The 13,486-nt window shown below is 73.0% G+C and carries 11 protein-coding genes; 10 read left to right on the forward strand and 1 reads right to left on the reverse strand.

The features are described 5' to 3' along the window. Positions 1 to 187 precede the first annotated feature (187 nt). The 7 genes from C593_RS0105605 to C593_RS0105635 all read left to right on the forward strand — a co-directional run bounded on the left by C593_RS0105605 (position 188) and on the right by C593_RS0105635 (position 9,025). Positions 188 to 1,345, forward strand: coding sequence for a uroporphyrinogen-III synthase (locus tag C593_RS0105605; protein ID WP_018846316.1), 1,158 nt, complete (start codon positions 188 to 190; stop codon positions 1,343 to 1,345). Positions 1,346 to 1,557: 212 nt separating this feature from the next. Then, positions 1,558 to 2,250, forward strand: coding sequence for a CGNR zinc finger domain-containing protein (locus tag C593_RS28920; RefSeq protein ID WP_018846317.1), 693 nt, complete (start codon positions 1,558 to 1,560; stop codon positions 2,248 to 2,250). Between the two features lie 100 nt (positions 2,251 to 2,350). Beyond that, positions 2,351 to 2,938 (forward strand): sigma-70 family RNA polymerase sigma factor, encoded by a 588-nt coding sequence (locus tag C593_RS0105615; protein ID WP_026277386.1) that lies wholly within the window; start codon positions 2,351 to 2,353, stop codon positions 2,936 to 2,938. Then, entirely contained in the window at positions 2,935 to 3,771 is an 837-nt protein-coding gene (locus C593_RS0105620; protein ID WP_018846319.1) for a zf-HC2 domain-containing protein, read from the forward strand. The genes C593_RS0105615 and C593_RS0105620 overlap by 4 nt, the downstream gene beginning before the upstream one ends. Before the next feature lie 214 nt (positions 3,772 to 3,985). Beyond that, complete coding sequence (locus C593_RS0105625) at positions 3,986 to 6,439, forward strand: UvrD-helicase domain-containing protein (RefSeq protein ID WP_078521213.1); 2,454 nt, start codon at positions 3,986 to 3,988, stop codon at positions 6,437 to 6,439. A 546-nt stretch (positions 6,440 to 6,985) separates the two neighbouring features. Then, a complete protein-coding gene (locus C593_RS0105630; protein ID WP_018846321.1) occupies positions 6,986 to 8,419 on the forward strand; it encodes an NAD-dependent malic enzyme in 1,434 nt (477 codons plus the stop codon). A gap of 324 nt (positions 8,420 to 8,743) precedes the next feature. Then, entirely contained in the window at positions 8,744 to 9,025 is a 282-nt protein-coding gene (locus tag C593_RS0105635; RefSeq protein ID WP_004571953.1) for an HU family DNA-binding protein, read from the forward strand. Between the two features lie 191 nt (positions 9,026 to 9,216). Here the strand turns inward: C593_RS0105635 and murA are convergent, their stop codons facing one another. Next, on the reverse strand, positions 9,217 to 10,557 hold the full coding sequence (murA, locus tag C593_RS0105640; RefSeq protein WP_018846322.1) for a UDP-N-acetylglucosamine 1-carboxyvinyltransferase: 1,341 nt from the start codon (positions 10,555 to 10,557) through the stop codon (positions 9,217 to 9,219). Between the two features lie 291 nt (positions 10,558 to 10,848). On the opposite strand from murA, the gene C593_RS0105645 reads away from it, so the two are divergent. From C593_RS0105645 to C593_RS0105655, 3 genes are all read left to right on the forward strand, one after another. Then, on the forward strand, positions 10,849 to 11,409 hold the full coding sequence (locus C593_RS0105645) for a YqgE/AlgH family protein (protein ID WP_018846323.1): 561 nt from the start codon (positions 10,849 to 10,851) through the stop codon (positions 11,407 to 11,409). 73 nt (positions 11,410 to 11,482) lie between these two features. Then, positions 11,483 to 11,767: a DUF3039 domain-containing protein gene (locus C593_RS0105650; protein ID WP_018846324.1), complete on the forward strand. Its 285-nt coding sequence runs from the start codon at positions 11,483 to 11,485 to the stop codon at positions 11,765 to 11,767. 420 nt (positions 11,768 to 12,187) lie between these two features. Continuing rightward, positions 12,188 to 13,486 carry an extracellular solute-binding protein gene (locus C593_RS0105655; protein WP_018846325.1) on the forward strand — a complete coding sequence of 433 codons (1,299 nt, stop codon included), beginning with the start codon at positions 12,188 to 12,190 and terminating at the stop codon, positions 13,484 to 13,486.

The following is a 13,486-nucleotide window of genomic DNA, read 5'->3' on the forward strand; positions in this document are numbered from 1 at the left end:
CGCACGGGCGCAGCCGGCGGGCAGCCCGCCCGCCCCGCCGCGTAACAACCAGGAAATACCGCCGATCCGGGCCCGTCACGCACCTTTGACAGGCTCGGCGGCCAGTTCAGCGCACCACGGGGCCGGCCGGCCCGCCGACGGACCGGCCGGCCCCGAGGGCGATCCGGGTGGAGTACCTCCAGTGGGGATGACCGAGATGCACGACCACGGCCAACCGCACGGCCCGCTCGCGGGCTTCACCGTCGGCGTCACCGCCGCCCGGCGGGCCGACGAGCTCGGCGCGCTGCTCAGGCGGCGCGGCGCGGCGGTGCTGCACGCGCCCGCGCTGCGCATCGTGCCGCTCGCGGACGACACCGAACTCCTCGCCGCCACCAAGGCGATCATCGACCGGGTGCCGGACGTCGTCGTCGCGACCACCGCGATCGGCTTCCGCGGCTGGGTGGAGGCGGCGGACGGCTGGGGGGTGGGCGAGGACCTGCTGGACCGGCTGCGGGAGGTCCGACTCCTCGCCCGGGGGCCCAAGGTGAAGGGCGCGATCCGGGCCGCGGGCCTGACCGAGGAGTGGTCGCCGGCCTCCGAGTCGATGGCCGAGGTCCTGGACCGGCTGCTGGAGGAAGGCGTGGCCGGGCGGCGGATCGCCCTCCAGCTGCACGGCGAACCGCTGCCCGGCTTCGTGGAGTCCCTGCGCGCCGGGGGCGCGGAGGTCGTCCTCGTCCCCGTCTACCGCTGGATGCCGCCGGAGGACATCAGCCCGCTGGACCGGCTGCTGGACCAGGTGCTCGGACGGGCCCTGGACGCGGTGACCTTCACCAGTGCCCCGGCCGCCGCGTCCCTGCTCTCCCGGGCCGAGTCGCAGGGGAAACTGGCGGAACTGGTGCGCGTGTTCGACCACCAGGTGCTCGCCGCGTGCGTGGGGCCGGTCACCGCGCTGCCGCTCCAGGCCGCGGGAGTGAACACGGTCCAGCCGGAACGCTTCCGCCTCGGCCCGCTCGTCCAGCTGCTCGGCGCGGAACTGCCCGCCCGGGCGCGGGCGCTGCCGGTCGCGGGCCGGCGGGTGGAGATCCGCGGTCACGCGGTCCTGGTCGACGAGGAGCTGCGGCCGGTGCCCCCGGCCGGGATGGCGCTGCTGCGCGCCCTCTCCGAGCGTCCCGGCTGGGTCGTCTCCCGGGCCGAGCTGCTGCGGGCGCTGCCCGGTTCCGGCCGCGACGAGCACGCCGTCGAGACCGCGATGGCCCGGCTGCGGACGGCGCTGGGCGCGCCCAAGCTCGTCCAGACGGTGGTCAAGCGCGGCTACCGGCTGGCCCTGGACCCCGCGGCGGACGCCAAGTACGACGCGAGCGCCTGAGCAGCCGTCAGGCCGGCGCGGACGCTTCACGCGGTGGTCTCACGCGGTGGTCTCACGCGGTGGTCACGCGGGCCGGCCCGGCCCGCGTGTACATGGCCGTGCATGGCCGTGCATGGCCGTACATGGCCGTACGAGGGGTTCCGGGGGTGGCGCGGGGCGGGCACCCTGGAGGGGAGACCCGGCGGCGACCCGACTCAGGCGGTGACAGGAACATGACGGCCGGTACCGGTGAGCGCGGTGAGGGCGGCACCCCGCCCGCGAAGTCCGGCGCACGGTGGCGGTTCGACTCCGGACGCGTCTGCCTGGACCTCCTCGCCACCGCGCCGAACCCGCCCCCGCCGCCTCCCTCCGCGGCCGCCCCGGGTGCCCCGCACGCCCCTGAACCCCTCGCCGAACCCAGTGCGTTGGCGCTCTGGCTGCTCGGCGCCGGGCTGGTGCCCCCCGGCACCCGGCTGCCCGCCCTCGCGCCGGACTGGACCGGCGCCTTCGTCGAACTGCGCAGCTCCGTGGACCAGTTGGTGACCGCCGCTCTCGAAGGTCGCTGTGTGGCGAGCGCCCTGGAGACCGTCAACGCCCTCGCCCAGGGCCCGCCGCCCCGCATCCGCGCCGTGCCCGACGGACACGGCACCCTCGTCCGGGCGTTGAGCGCCGAGCCCACCCGGGAGACCCTGCTCGCCGCCGTCGCGCGGGACGCCGTGGAACTGCTCACCGACCCCGACTGCCGGGCCCGGCTGCGCCGTTGTGCCGGGGAGGGGTGCGCACGGGTGTACCTGGACACCTCGCGCGGGCGGCGGCGCCGCTGGTGCTCCAGCGAGGTGTGCGGCAACCGCGAGCGGGTGGCCCGCCACCGGCGCCGCACGACCGCCCTTCCGGCGGCCGGCGCCCCCTCCCGTAAAAGATCTTGAACTTTCCCGTGCTCGCGTTGAGTGATCCCCCGGCCGGACCCGTAGATGAGGGCAACAAGCAGTCAGCCGTCCAGATCAGGGTCTCGACCGGGAGGTTCAGGTGCGCAAGGATGCCGCCGTGGCCGATGACCGTCCGCAACGGGCCCGCCATCGCGCGGAACAGCCACGCGTCGACACCTCCGTCCCCGACGAGGAGTTGATGCGTGCGCTCTACCGCGAACACGCCGGACCGTTGCTCGCCTACGTACTCCGTCTCGTCGCCGGCGACCGCCAGCGCGCGGAGGACGTCGTGCAGGAGACGCTCATCCGTGCCTGGAAGAACGCCGGCCGGCTCAATCAGGCCACCGGCTCTGTCCGACCCTGGCTGGTGACGGTCGCCCGGCGCATCGTCATCGACGGCCACCGCAGCCGGCAGGCCCGGCCGCAGGAGGTCGACCCGTCGCCGCTCGAGGTCATGCCCGCGGAGGACGAGATCGACAAGGCGTTGTGGCTGATGACGCTCTCGGATGCGCTCGACGATTTGACGCCCGCACACCGGGAAGTACTGGTCGAGACGTATTTCAAGGGGCGTACGGTCAATGAGGCGGCCGAAACGCTCGGCATACCCAGCGGGACCGTGCGGTCCCGCGTGTTCTACGCACTGCGTTCCATGAAGCTCGCACTGGAGGAGAGGGGGGTATCGGCATGAACGGGTACGAGCGGTACGAATCCTATGAACAGGAGTCCGTGCACGACGCGGTCGGTGCGTATGTGCTCGGCGTGCTCGACGAGTCGGACGCCTCCGCCTTCGAGGCGCATCTGGCGGGCTGCGACATCTGCGCCCACCGCCTGGACGAGTTCTCCGGCATGGAGCCGATGCTGGCGATGCTGGCCGACGCCCCCGCCCCGGCGCCGCCGCAGAACCTCTACGGCCTCCCGGGCGCGGCCGACTTCCCGCCCCCGCGTCCCGCGCCCGTGGTGCCCACCTCACCGAGCCCCCGGGTACTCGGCGGCCTGCTGAACGAGGTGGCGGCCAAGCGAGCCGCCAAGCGCCGCCGCGGGATGTACGTGATCGCCGCCGCGGCGGCCCTGATCATCGCCGGTCCCGCCGTCGCGGTCGTCGCCACCTCGGACGACGGGGGCGGCACCACCCGGGCCGCCGACGCGCACCCGACCAGCCCGGCCGAGGACGCCTTCTTCCACCACATGGACGAGAAGGTGCAGGCCACCGACGCGACGACGAAGGTCAGCGCGGTCGTCGGCCTGGAGAAGAAGGGCTGGGGCACCCACACGGTCCTGGAACTGAAGAACGTCCGGGGCCCGCTGAAGTGCAGTCTGGTCGCCGTCTCCAAGACGGGCGAGGAGGAGGTCGTCACCTCCTGGGCGGTCCCCAAGTGGGGGTACGGCATCCCCGACAGCCCCGAGAAGTCGGCGAAGAACCCGCTGTACGTGCACGGCGGCTCCGCCATGAACCGCGAGGACATCGACCGCTTCGAGGTCCGCACCTTCGACGGGCAGCGACTGGTGGAGGTCGACGCGTAGCCACCCCGGACCCGGGACCGGCCGCGTGCGCGGGCCGGGACACACCGCTGTCCCGGCCCGTCGTGGTCTCCCGGCCCGGGCCCCCGCGCGTGTCGCGGCTTCCCGGCCCGGGGCCCCGGGCAGGTGTCGCGGCTTCCCGGCCCGGTACAGGTGCAATGTCCACCCCCGTCGCGTACGGTTGACGGCTGCCCAGTGCACGTCAGAAGGGGGCCCGGTGGCCGCGCAGGATGCCGCTGATTCCGTTGTCGACCAGGAGACCGCTCCGCCGGTCCCGTCCGCCGCCGATTCGGTGCGCGACCGGGAGATCGCCGGGGAACAGGTCCACCTGGACCGGGTCTACCGGCGGCTGGAGGAGAAGATCCACGAGGCGGAGTTCCTGATGAACGACGCCGCCCGGCGGGGACAGGTCGGCACCCCCGGCGCGCTCGCCGAGCGGGACGCGCAGGTCTTCCGCGCGGGCATCCACCTCAACCGCCTCAACAACGAGTTCGAGGACTTCCTCTTCGGCCGGATCGACCTGCTCGACGGCAAGGACGGCGTCAAGGGCCCGGACGGCGCCTACACCTCCGTCGAACCCGCCGACGACGCCCTGCGCCCGGACGGCACCGCCGACATCGGGGAGACCCTGCACATCGGCCGGATCGGCGTCCTGGACTCCGACTACGCCCCGCTGGTCATCGACTGGCGCGCCCCGGCCGCCGCGCCCTTCTACCGGTCCACCCCGGTCGACCCCGGCCGGGTGGTGCGCCGGCGCGTGATCCGCTCCCGCGGGCGCAAGGTCCTCGGCGTCGAGGACGACCTGATGCGCCCGGAGCTGACCGCGTACCTCGGCGGAGAGCCGCTGCCCGTGATCGGCGACGGCGCCCTGATGGCCGCCCTCGGGCAGGCCCGCAGCCATTCCATGCGGGACATCGTCGCCTCCATCCAGGCTGAGCAGGACCTGGTCATCCGGGCCCCCGCCGCCTCCGTGACCCTGGTGGAGGGCGGGCCGGGCACCGGCAAGACCGCCGTGGCCCTGCACCGGGCCGCCTACCTCCTCTACAAGGACCGGCGGCGCTACGCGGGCGGCATCCTGATCGTCTCCCCGACCCCGCTGCTGGTCGCCTACACCGAGGGCGTGCTGCCCTCCCTGGGCGAGGAGGGCCAGGTCGCGATCCGGGCCCTCGGCTCCCTGGTGGACGGCGCGGAGGCCACCGCGTACGACGAACCGGCCGTGGCCCGGATCAAGGGCTCGTCCCGGATGGTCAAGGTGCTGCGCAAGGCCGCGCGCGGGGCCCTGGAGCTGCCCGGCGCCGCGCCGGGGGAGGCGGACGGGCCGGGGGAGGCGGACGGGCAGCTCGCCTTCGGCGAGGAGGGCACCGGGCCGGCCGGGAGCCTCGAACGGCTGCGGGTGGTCGCCTTCGGTCGCCGCCTGGAGCTGGAGGCGGAGGAACTGCGGCGCATCCGGAACACCGCCCTCGGCGGCACCACCCCGGTCAACCTGCTCCGCCCCCGCGCCCGCCGACTGCTGCTGGACGCCCTGTACGCCAAGTCCGGGGCGGCCGGCCGGCACACCGATCCCGAGCTGGCGGCCGAACTGCGGTCCTCCTTCGACGAGGACGTCACCTCCGAGGACGCCTTCACCGGCTTCCTGGACGCCTGGTGGCCGGAACTCACCCCGCGCGGGGTGCTGGCGGCCATGGCGGACGAGCGCCGGCTCGGCCGCTGGGCCCGCCGTGTCCTCAACCCCGGCGAGGTGCGCAGACTCGCCCGCTCCCTGCGCCGCGACGCCCTCTCCGTGCACGACGTGGCCCTGCTGGACGAGCTGGCCACCCTGCTGGGCACCCCGGCCCGCCCGCGCCGCCGCAAGCGGGACCTGGACCCGCTGGACCAGCTCACCGGGCTGGAGGAGCTGATGCCCCAGCGCGAGGAGTCCCAGCGCGAGCGCGCCGAACGGCTGGCGGCGGAGCGCACCGAGTACGCGCACGTCATCGTCGACGAGGCCCAGGACCTCACCCCCATGCAGTGGCGGATGGTCGGCCGCCGGGGTCGCCACGCCACCTGGACGGTCGTCGGCGACCCGGCCCAGTCGTCCTGGTCCGCGCCGGACGAGGCCGCCGAGGCCCGGGAGGAGGCGCTGGGCACCCGTCCCCGCCGCCGCTTCGAGCTGACGGTCAACTACCGCAACCCGGCCGAGGTCGCCGAGCTGGCGGCCAAGGTCCTCGCCCTCGCCATGCCCGGGATGGAGTCCCCGAAGGCGGTCCGTTCCACCGGGCTGCGGCCGCGGTTCGCCGTGGTGCCGGAGGGAGCCGGGGACGGGCGGGGCGGCGGGGACGGGCGGGGCGGCGCCGTGGGCCTCGGGGGCACCGTCCGGGCCGAGGCGGAGCGGCTGCTGGCCGAGGTGGACGGCACGGTGGGCGTGGTCGTCGCGATGAGGCGCCGGGAACAGGCCGCGCGCTGGCTGTCCGGGCTGGGGGAGCGGGTCGTCGCGCTCGGCTCGCTGGAGGCCAAGGGACTGGAGTACGACGCGACCGTGGTCGTCTCCCCGGCCGAGATCGCCGACGAGTCGCCGGCCGGCCTGCGGGTGCTGTACGTGGCGCTCACCCGGGCCACCCAGCAGCTCACCGTGGTCGCGGACCGCCGCGACCAGCCGGACCGGGAGGGCGTGCCGGACCTGCTGAGGGACTGAACGGCCCGCCGCCCTTCTCCGGCCCCGCCGGGAGCCCGCCTTCCGGGCCCCTCGGGAGCGCGCCATCCGGGCCGTTGCGGCGGCCCCCGGAGCGGGCGCGGCCCTCTCCCGCGGCGGCCTCCGGAGCGGGCGCGGCCCTCGTCGGAGCCCCTGCGGGTCCTACCGGCGAGCCCGCGCGGGTCCCCTCCGGCGAGTCAACCCACCGGAGGGGAATCACTTCTGCGGGTGGTGCGTTAGCCTGGGTGTGGCACCGGCCCGATCCAAGCCCCCGGGCCCAACCTTCGTCGCTTCGAGCGACCACTTGCCGCGAGGCGAGCATGGCGGGTCGGTGCCATTCGACGTTCCGGACAGAGGTCCGGGTCACCCCGGTGACCCGGACCTCTTCTGTTTCCCGGCAACTTCTCGTATGGTGGAAAACAGTTTCCGAAAACTCTATGACCGCATTACCTGCTACTCGCAGGTAGGTGTCACCATCGGAGGGCGCCGCCCGGCTCTGATCCCGGCGCCGCGTAGCAACGAAGCTAGGGAAAGCAGAGGAACCCGGTCATGGCAACGGCGCCCAGCGTCTCGTACTCGATGACGGTCCGGCTGGAGGTGCCCGCGAGCGGAACCGCGGTCTCCCAGCTCACCACCGCCGTGGAATCCTCCGGCGGGTCCGTGACCGGCCTCGACGTGACCGCCTCCGGTCACGAGAAGCTGCGCATCGACGTCACCATCGCGGCCTCCTCCACCTCGCACGCGGACGAGATCGTGGAGGGCCTGCGCGGCATCGAGGGCGTCGTCCTCGGCAAGGTCTCCGACCGTACGTTCCTGATGCACCTCGGCGGCAAGATCGAGATGGCGTCCAAGCACCCCATCCGCAACCGCGACGACCTCTCCATGGTCTACACCCCCGGTGTGGCGCGGGTCTGCATGGCCATCGCCGAGAACCCCGAGGACGCCCGCCGCCTCACCATCAAGCGCAACTCCGTCGCGGTGGTGACGGACGGCTCGGCCGTCCTCGGCCTCGGCAACATCGGCCCCAAGGCGGCCCTGCCCGTGATGGAGGGCAAGGCGGCCCTGTTCAAGCGCTTCGCCGGCATCGACGCCTGGCCGATCTGCCTGGACACCCAGGACACCGACGCCATCGTGGAGATCGTCAAGGCCATCGCCCCCGGCTTCGCGGGCATCAACCTGGAGGACATCTCCGCGCCCCGCTGCTTCGAGATCGAGGCCCGGCTGCGTGAGGCGCTGGACATCCCCGTCTTCCACGACGACCAGCACGGCACCGCCATCGTGGTGCTCGCCGCGCTCACCAACGCCCTGCGGGTGGTGGGCAAGTCGGTCTCCGACGTGCGCGTGGTGATGTCCGGCGCGGGAGCGGCCGGCACCGCGATCCTCAAGCTGCTGCTCGCCGCGGGCGTCAAGCACGCGGTCGTCGCCGACATCCACGGCGTGGTGCACGCGGAGCGCGAGGACCTGCGCGACGCGGCCCCCGACTCGCCGCTGCGCTGGATCGCGGACAACACCAACCCCGAGGGGGTCACCGGTACCCTCAAGCAGGCGGTGGCCGGCGCGGACGTGTTCATCGGCGTCTCCGCCCCCAACCTCCTCGGCGCGGACGACGTGGCCGCGATGGCCGACGGCGCCATCGTGTTCGCGCTCGCGAACCCGGACCCGGAGGTCGATCCGGCAATCGCGCGCCAGACGGCGGCAGTTGTGGCCACCGGCCGCTCCGACTTCCCCAACCAGATCAACAACGTGCTGGTGTTCCCGGGTGTGTTCCGCGGTCTGCTGGACGCGCAGTCCCGCACCGTCAACACCACGATGATGCTCGCCGCGGCGGCGGCCCTGGCGAACGTCGTCACCGACGACGAGCTGAACCCGAACTACATCATTCCGTCCGTCTTCAACGACAAGGTGGCGGGCGCGGTCGCGGGCGCCGTCCGGGAGGCCGCGAAGGCCGCCGGGACGGCTGTGACGGCCCCCACGTCCGTCTGACATACGGCGCGTCGCGGTTCATGGCACCCCAAAACCCCCTCTAGGGTGGCGGTTCATGAACCCCCGACCGCTCCAAGGAGTCCCGGCACAGTCGACGCAACGTCATCACGACGGGACTGTGGCGCTTTTCGTGTGACTCAGGAGAGTGCCGGATTGGCGTTCCCGCCGGTGGTGGGGGCAGGATGCCTATTCGGGCGCGAGGGTCTGACAGCGGACCCGGGTCCGGGGACTGTCCGAGGGCCCTGGCAGCATCGGCTTAGCTGTGCCAGTGCGGCCCTGCCGCGTGGCACGCCTCAACAGCAAGAAGAACACGGGAGTAACAACATGAACCGCAGTGAGCTGGTGGCCGCGCTGGCCGACCGCGCCGAGGTGACCCGCAAGGACGCCGACGCCGTTCTGGCCGCTCTCGCCGAGACCGTTGGCGAGGTCGTCGCCAAGGGCGACGAGAAGGTCACCATCCCCGGCTTCCTGACCTTCGAGCGCACCCACCGTGCCGCTCGCACCGCGCGCAACCCGCAGACCGGCGACCCGATCCAGATCCCGGCCGGCTACAGCGTGAAGGTCTCCGCGGGCTCCAAGCTCAAGGAAGCCGCCAAGGGCAAGTAAGGCCGCCAGGCCGACGAGCGAGGGCGGGCACCGGGTTCATCCGGTGCCCGCCCTCGCGTGCGTCCCCGGGCCGCCGAGGCCCCCCGGTCGGCCCGTCCCGCCGAAGAGGCCCCGGCGGGCCCGGGGACGCGCCGAGGCCCCCGCAGGAAGTCTGCGGGGGCCTCGGCGGGGGCTTCCGGGGCGCGGGCGGGTCAGACGACCGCGCCGCCCGGGAGCTCCACCTTCGCGCCGAGCTTCTCCAGCTTCTCCATGAAGTTCTCGTAGCCGCGGTTGATCAGGTCGATGCCGTGCACCCGGGAGGTGCCCTGCGCCGCCAGGGCCGCGATCAGGTACGAGAAGCCGCCGCGCAGGTCGGGGATGACCAGGTCCGCGCCCTGGAGCTTGGTCGGGCCGGAAACGACCGCCGAGTGCAGGAAGTTGCGCTGCCCGAAGCGGCAGTCGGAGCCGCCCAGGCACTCCCGGTAGAGCTGGATGTGCGCACCCATCTGGTTGAGCGCCGAGGTGAAGCCGAGCCGGGACTCGTACACCGTCTCGTGCACGATCGACAGACCGGTCGCCTGGGTGAGCGCCACCACCAGGGGCTGCTGCCAGTCCGTCTGGAAGCCGGGGTGGACGTCCGTCTCCAGCGCGATGGACTCCAGGCGCCCGCCCGGGTGCCAGAAGCGGATGCCCTCGTCGTCGATCTCGAAGGCGCCGCCGACCTTCCGGTAGGTGTTGAGGAAGGTCATCATCGAGCGCTGCTGCGCTCCGCGGACGTAGATGTCGCCCTCGGTGGCCAGCGCTGCGGACGCCCAGGAGGCGGCCTCCAGACGGTCCGGGAGGGCCCGGTGGGTGTAGCCGCCGAGCTTGTCGACACCGGTGATCCGGATGGTCCGGTCGGTGTCCATGGAGATGATCGCGCCCATCTTCTGCAGCACGCAGATGAGGTCCTCGATCTCCGGCTCGACCGCCGCGTTGGTCAGCTCGGTGACGCCCTCCGCCAGCACGGCCGTCAGCAGCACCTGCTCGGTGGAGCCGACGGACGGGTACGGCAGGCGGATCTTGGTGCCGCGCAGGCGCTGCGGGGCCTCCAGGTACTGGCCGTCCGCGCGCTTCTCGATCGTCGCGCCGAACTGCCGCAGCACGTCGAAGTGGAAGTCGATCGGCCGGCCGCCGATGTCGCAGCCGCCGAGGCCCGGGATGAACGCGTGGCCGAGCCGGTGCAGCAGCGGGCCGCAGAACAGGATCGGGATGCGCGAGGAGCCGGCGTGGGCGTCGATGTCGGCGACGTTGGCGCTCTCGACGTGCGTCGGGTCGAGGACCAGCTCGCCCGGCTCCTCGCCGGGGCGCACGGTTACGCCGTGGAGCTGGAGCAGCCCCCGGACGACCCGCACGTCGCGGATGTCGGGCACATTGCGCAGCCGGCTCGGGCCGCTGCCGAGCAGTGCGGCGACCATCGCCTTGGGCACGAGGTTCTTCGCGCCGCGGACGCGGATCTCGCCCTCGAGCGGGGTGCCGCCGTGGACAAGGAGTACATCGTCTGTGCCGGTCATGAATCTCGCGTTCCGGAGGGGTCCCCACCCAGTGGTGCGGAGGGGAGGTCGGACGGGTGGCCAGAGAAAAGGGTAAGGGGCGAAAGGCCCTGCCCTGTATGGGCGAGGGGCCCCCGGGGACGTAATGAATTCGGCACAACACGTACCGTCGGCGGTCTCTCGCGCACGGTCACCGGCGCCCGCCGCCCCCGTGGTGCCGGTGGCGCGCGCCGGGCACGCCGCGACCTGCGGGCGGGCGCGCATCGTCGCTACTGCCCCCGCGGACGGCGAATATGCGGGATCATGTCTCGCATGACCGAGGTGTCCTCGCTCACAGGGCGGCTGCTCGTCGCCACTCCCGCCCTCGCGGACCCGAACTTCGACCGCGCGGTCGTCCTGCTGCTCGACCACGACGACGAGGGGTCCCTCGGCGTCGTCCTCAACCGGCCCACCCCGGTCGGCGTGGTGGACATCCTGGAGGCGTGGGCCGCCCTCGCGGGGGAGCCCGGGGTGGTCTTCCAGGGCGGCCCGGTCTCCCTGGACTCCGCGCTCGGCGTCGCGGTGATCCCCGGGGACGAGGGGCCGCTCGGGTGGCGGCGCGTCCACGGCGCGATCGGCCTGGTGGACCTGGAGGCCCCGCCGGAGCTGCTGGGCTCCGCCCTCGGCTCGCTGCGGATCTTCGCCGGGTACGCGGGCTGGGGGCCCGGCCAGCTGGAGACCGAGCTGGAGGACGGGGCCTGGTACGTGGTCGACTCCGAGCCCGGGGACGTCTCCTCGCCCCGCCCGGAGGGCCTGTGGCGGGCGGTGCTGCGGCGGCAGCGGAGCGAGCTGGCGATGTTCGCGACGTATCCGGACGACCCCAGTCTGAACTGAGTCCGCCGACCCGGGGGCCCCGCTCCCGGAGGGCGCTCCCGTACGGCTCCCCGCGTGGGTACCCTTGGAGCCCATGAGCACTCTTGAGCCCGAGCGCGGGACAGGCACCGGGACCCTCGTAGAACCGACGCCGCAGACGTCGCACGGCGACGGCGACCACGAGCGCTTCGCCCATTACGTCCAGAAGGACAAGATCATGGCGAGTGCCCTCGACGGCACTCCCGTCGTCGCCCTGTGCGGGAAGGTCTGGGTGCCGGGGCGCGACCCGAAGAAGTACCCGGTCTGTCCGATGTGCAAGGAGATCTACGACTCGATGGGCTCCGGCGGGGGCAAGGGCAAGGACGGCGACAAGAAGTAGTCCCCGCACCGCCACCCGGCCGGCTCGGCTCCACGGCCCCCGGAGCGCGCTTCACGGCGCGCCCCGGGGGCCGTTCGTGTGCCCGGCGCCCGTAGGAGGTGTCCGGCGGATCTTGGCCGGGGCCACGACGCCTGGCACGGCACCTCGCCGCGTTGCCAAAATGCCTGAATAGCTCCGCTATGAAGGCATCCCGGCGCCTTGCGATGCACCGCACCAGACGCCGCGTCCTGACCGGCCCTGATCCGCCGGACACCTCCTGGCGGCGCTCCTGCCGGCGCGCGTTGCACGGGCTGCTCCCGCCGGTCACAGAGTGGTTGAGACCTCTTGTCCGGCCGGGCGGCCCGCTCTAGCCTCCTGCGTGTTGTGCAGTACGAAACGCTCGTTGCGCATGTTGCAACGTTTCTTCGTAGGGGTCCACGCATGAAGCTCATCGCCAAACTCGCCGCCCCCGTCGCGGCACTCGCCCTGGCCGGCCTCACGGCCTGCGCCCCCCAGACGTCCGACAACAGCGCCGGGCGGGACGACACGAGCGGCACCCTGCGCGTCTGGCTCTTCCAGGAGGTCAACAACAAGCCCAAGGAGAAGGTCGTCGACGAGGCGGTGGCCGCCTTCGAGAAGGCCAACGACGGCGCCCGCGTGCAGATCGAGTACATACCCGTCGAGACTCGCGCCCAGCGCATCAAGGCCGCGTTCAACGACCCGCGGAGCGCCCCGGACCTCATCGAGTACGGCAACACCGACACCGCCGGCTACGTCAAGGACGGCGGACTCGCCGACGTCACCGCCGAGTTCGACGCCTGGGACCAGGCCCGCGACACCGACCCCACCGCCCGGCAGTCCGTCACCGTCGACGGCAAGGTCTACGGCGCCCCCTTCTTCGTCGGCGTACGCGCCCTCTACTACCGCACCGACGTCTTCGGCGAACTGGGCATCGAGCCGCCGCGCACCCAGGACGAACTGGTCGCCACCGCCAAGAAGATCCGCAAGGCCAAGCCGGAGCTGTACGGCCTCGCCGTCGGCGGCGCCTACACCTACGGCGCGCTGCCGTTCATCTGGGCGAAGGGCGGCGAACTCGCCGAGGAGAAGGGCGGGAAGCACACCGCCGCCATCGACAGCCCCGCCGCCCGCGCGGGCATCGAGACCTACACCTCCCTCTTCGGCGACGACAACTGCCCCGCCGCCAAGTGCGCCTCCATGGGCGGCAACGCGACCGTCACCGCCTTCGCCTCCGGCAAGGCGGCCATGGCCATCGGCGGCGACTTCAGCCACCAGGCCGTCGAGGCGGGCTCCGTGAAGGGCAAGTACGCCGTCGTCCCGCTGCCCGGCGCGAAGGAAGGCGAGATCGCCCCCGCCTTCGCCGGCGGCAACAACCTCGGCGTGCTGCGCAGCACCGGCCACCGGACTCTCGCCGTCGACCTGCTGAAGCGGCTGGCCGGCAAGGAGACCCAGGGCAAGCTGTTCGACGCGATGGGCTTCCTGCCCACCTACACGGACGTCCGCGAGCAGGCCGCGAAGAAGCGGCCGTTCGTCGGGCCGTTCATCGAGACCCTGGGCGCGGGGGCCAGGTTCGTGCCCGCCTCGCCCGCCTGGGGCCGCATCGACGCCTCCCTCGTGCTGCCCACGATGTTCCAGGAGATCGTCAGCGGCAAGAAGGACGTGGCGGCGGCGGCCGGCGACGCGGCCGACAAGATGGACGCCGCCTTCGCCGAAGCGGGCTGA

It is taken from the genome of Streptomyces sp. CNT372 (assembly GCF_000377145.1).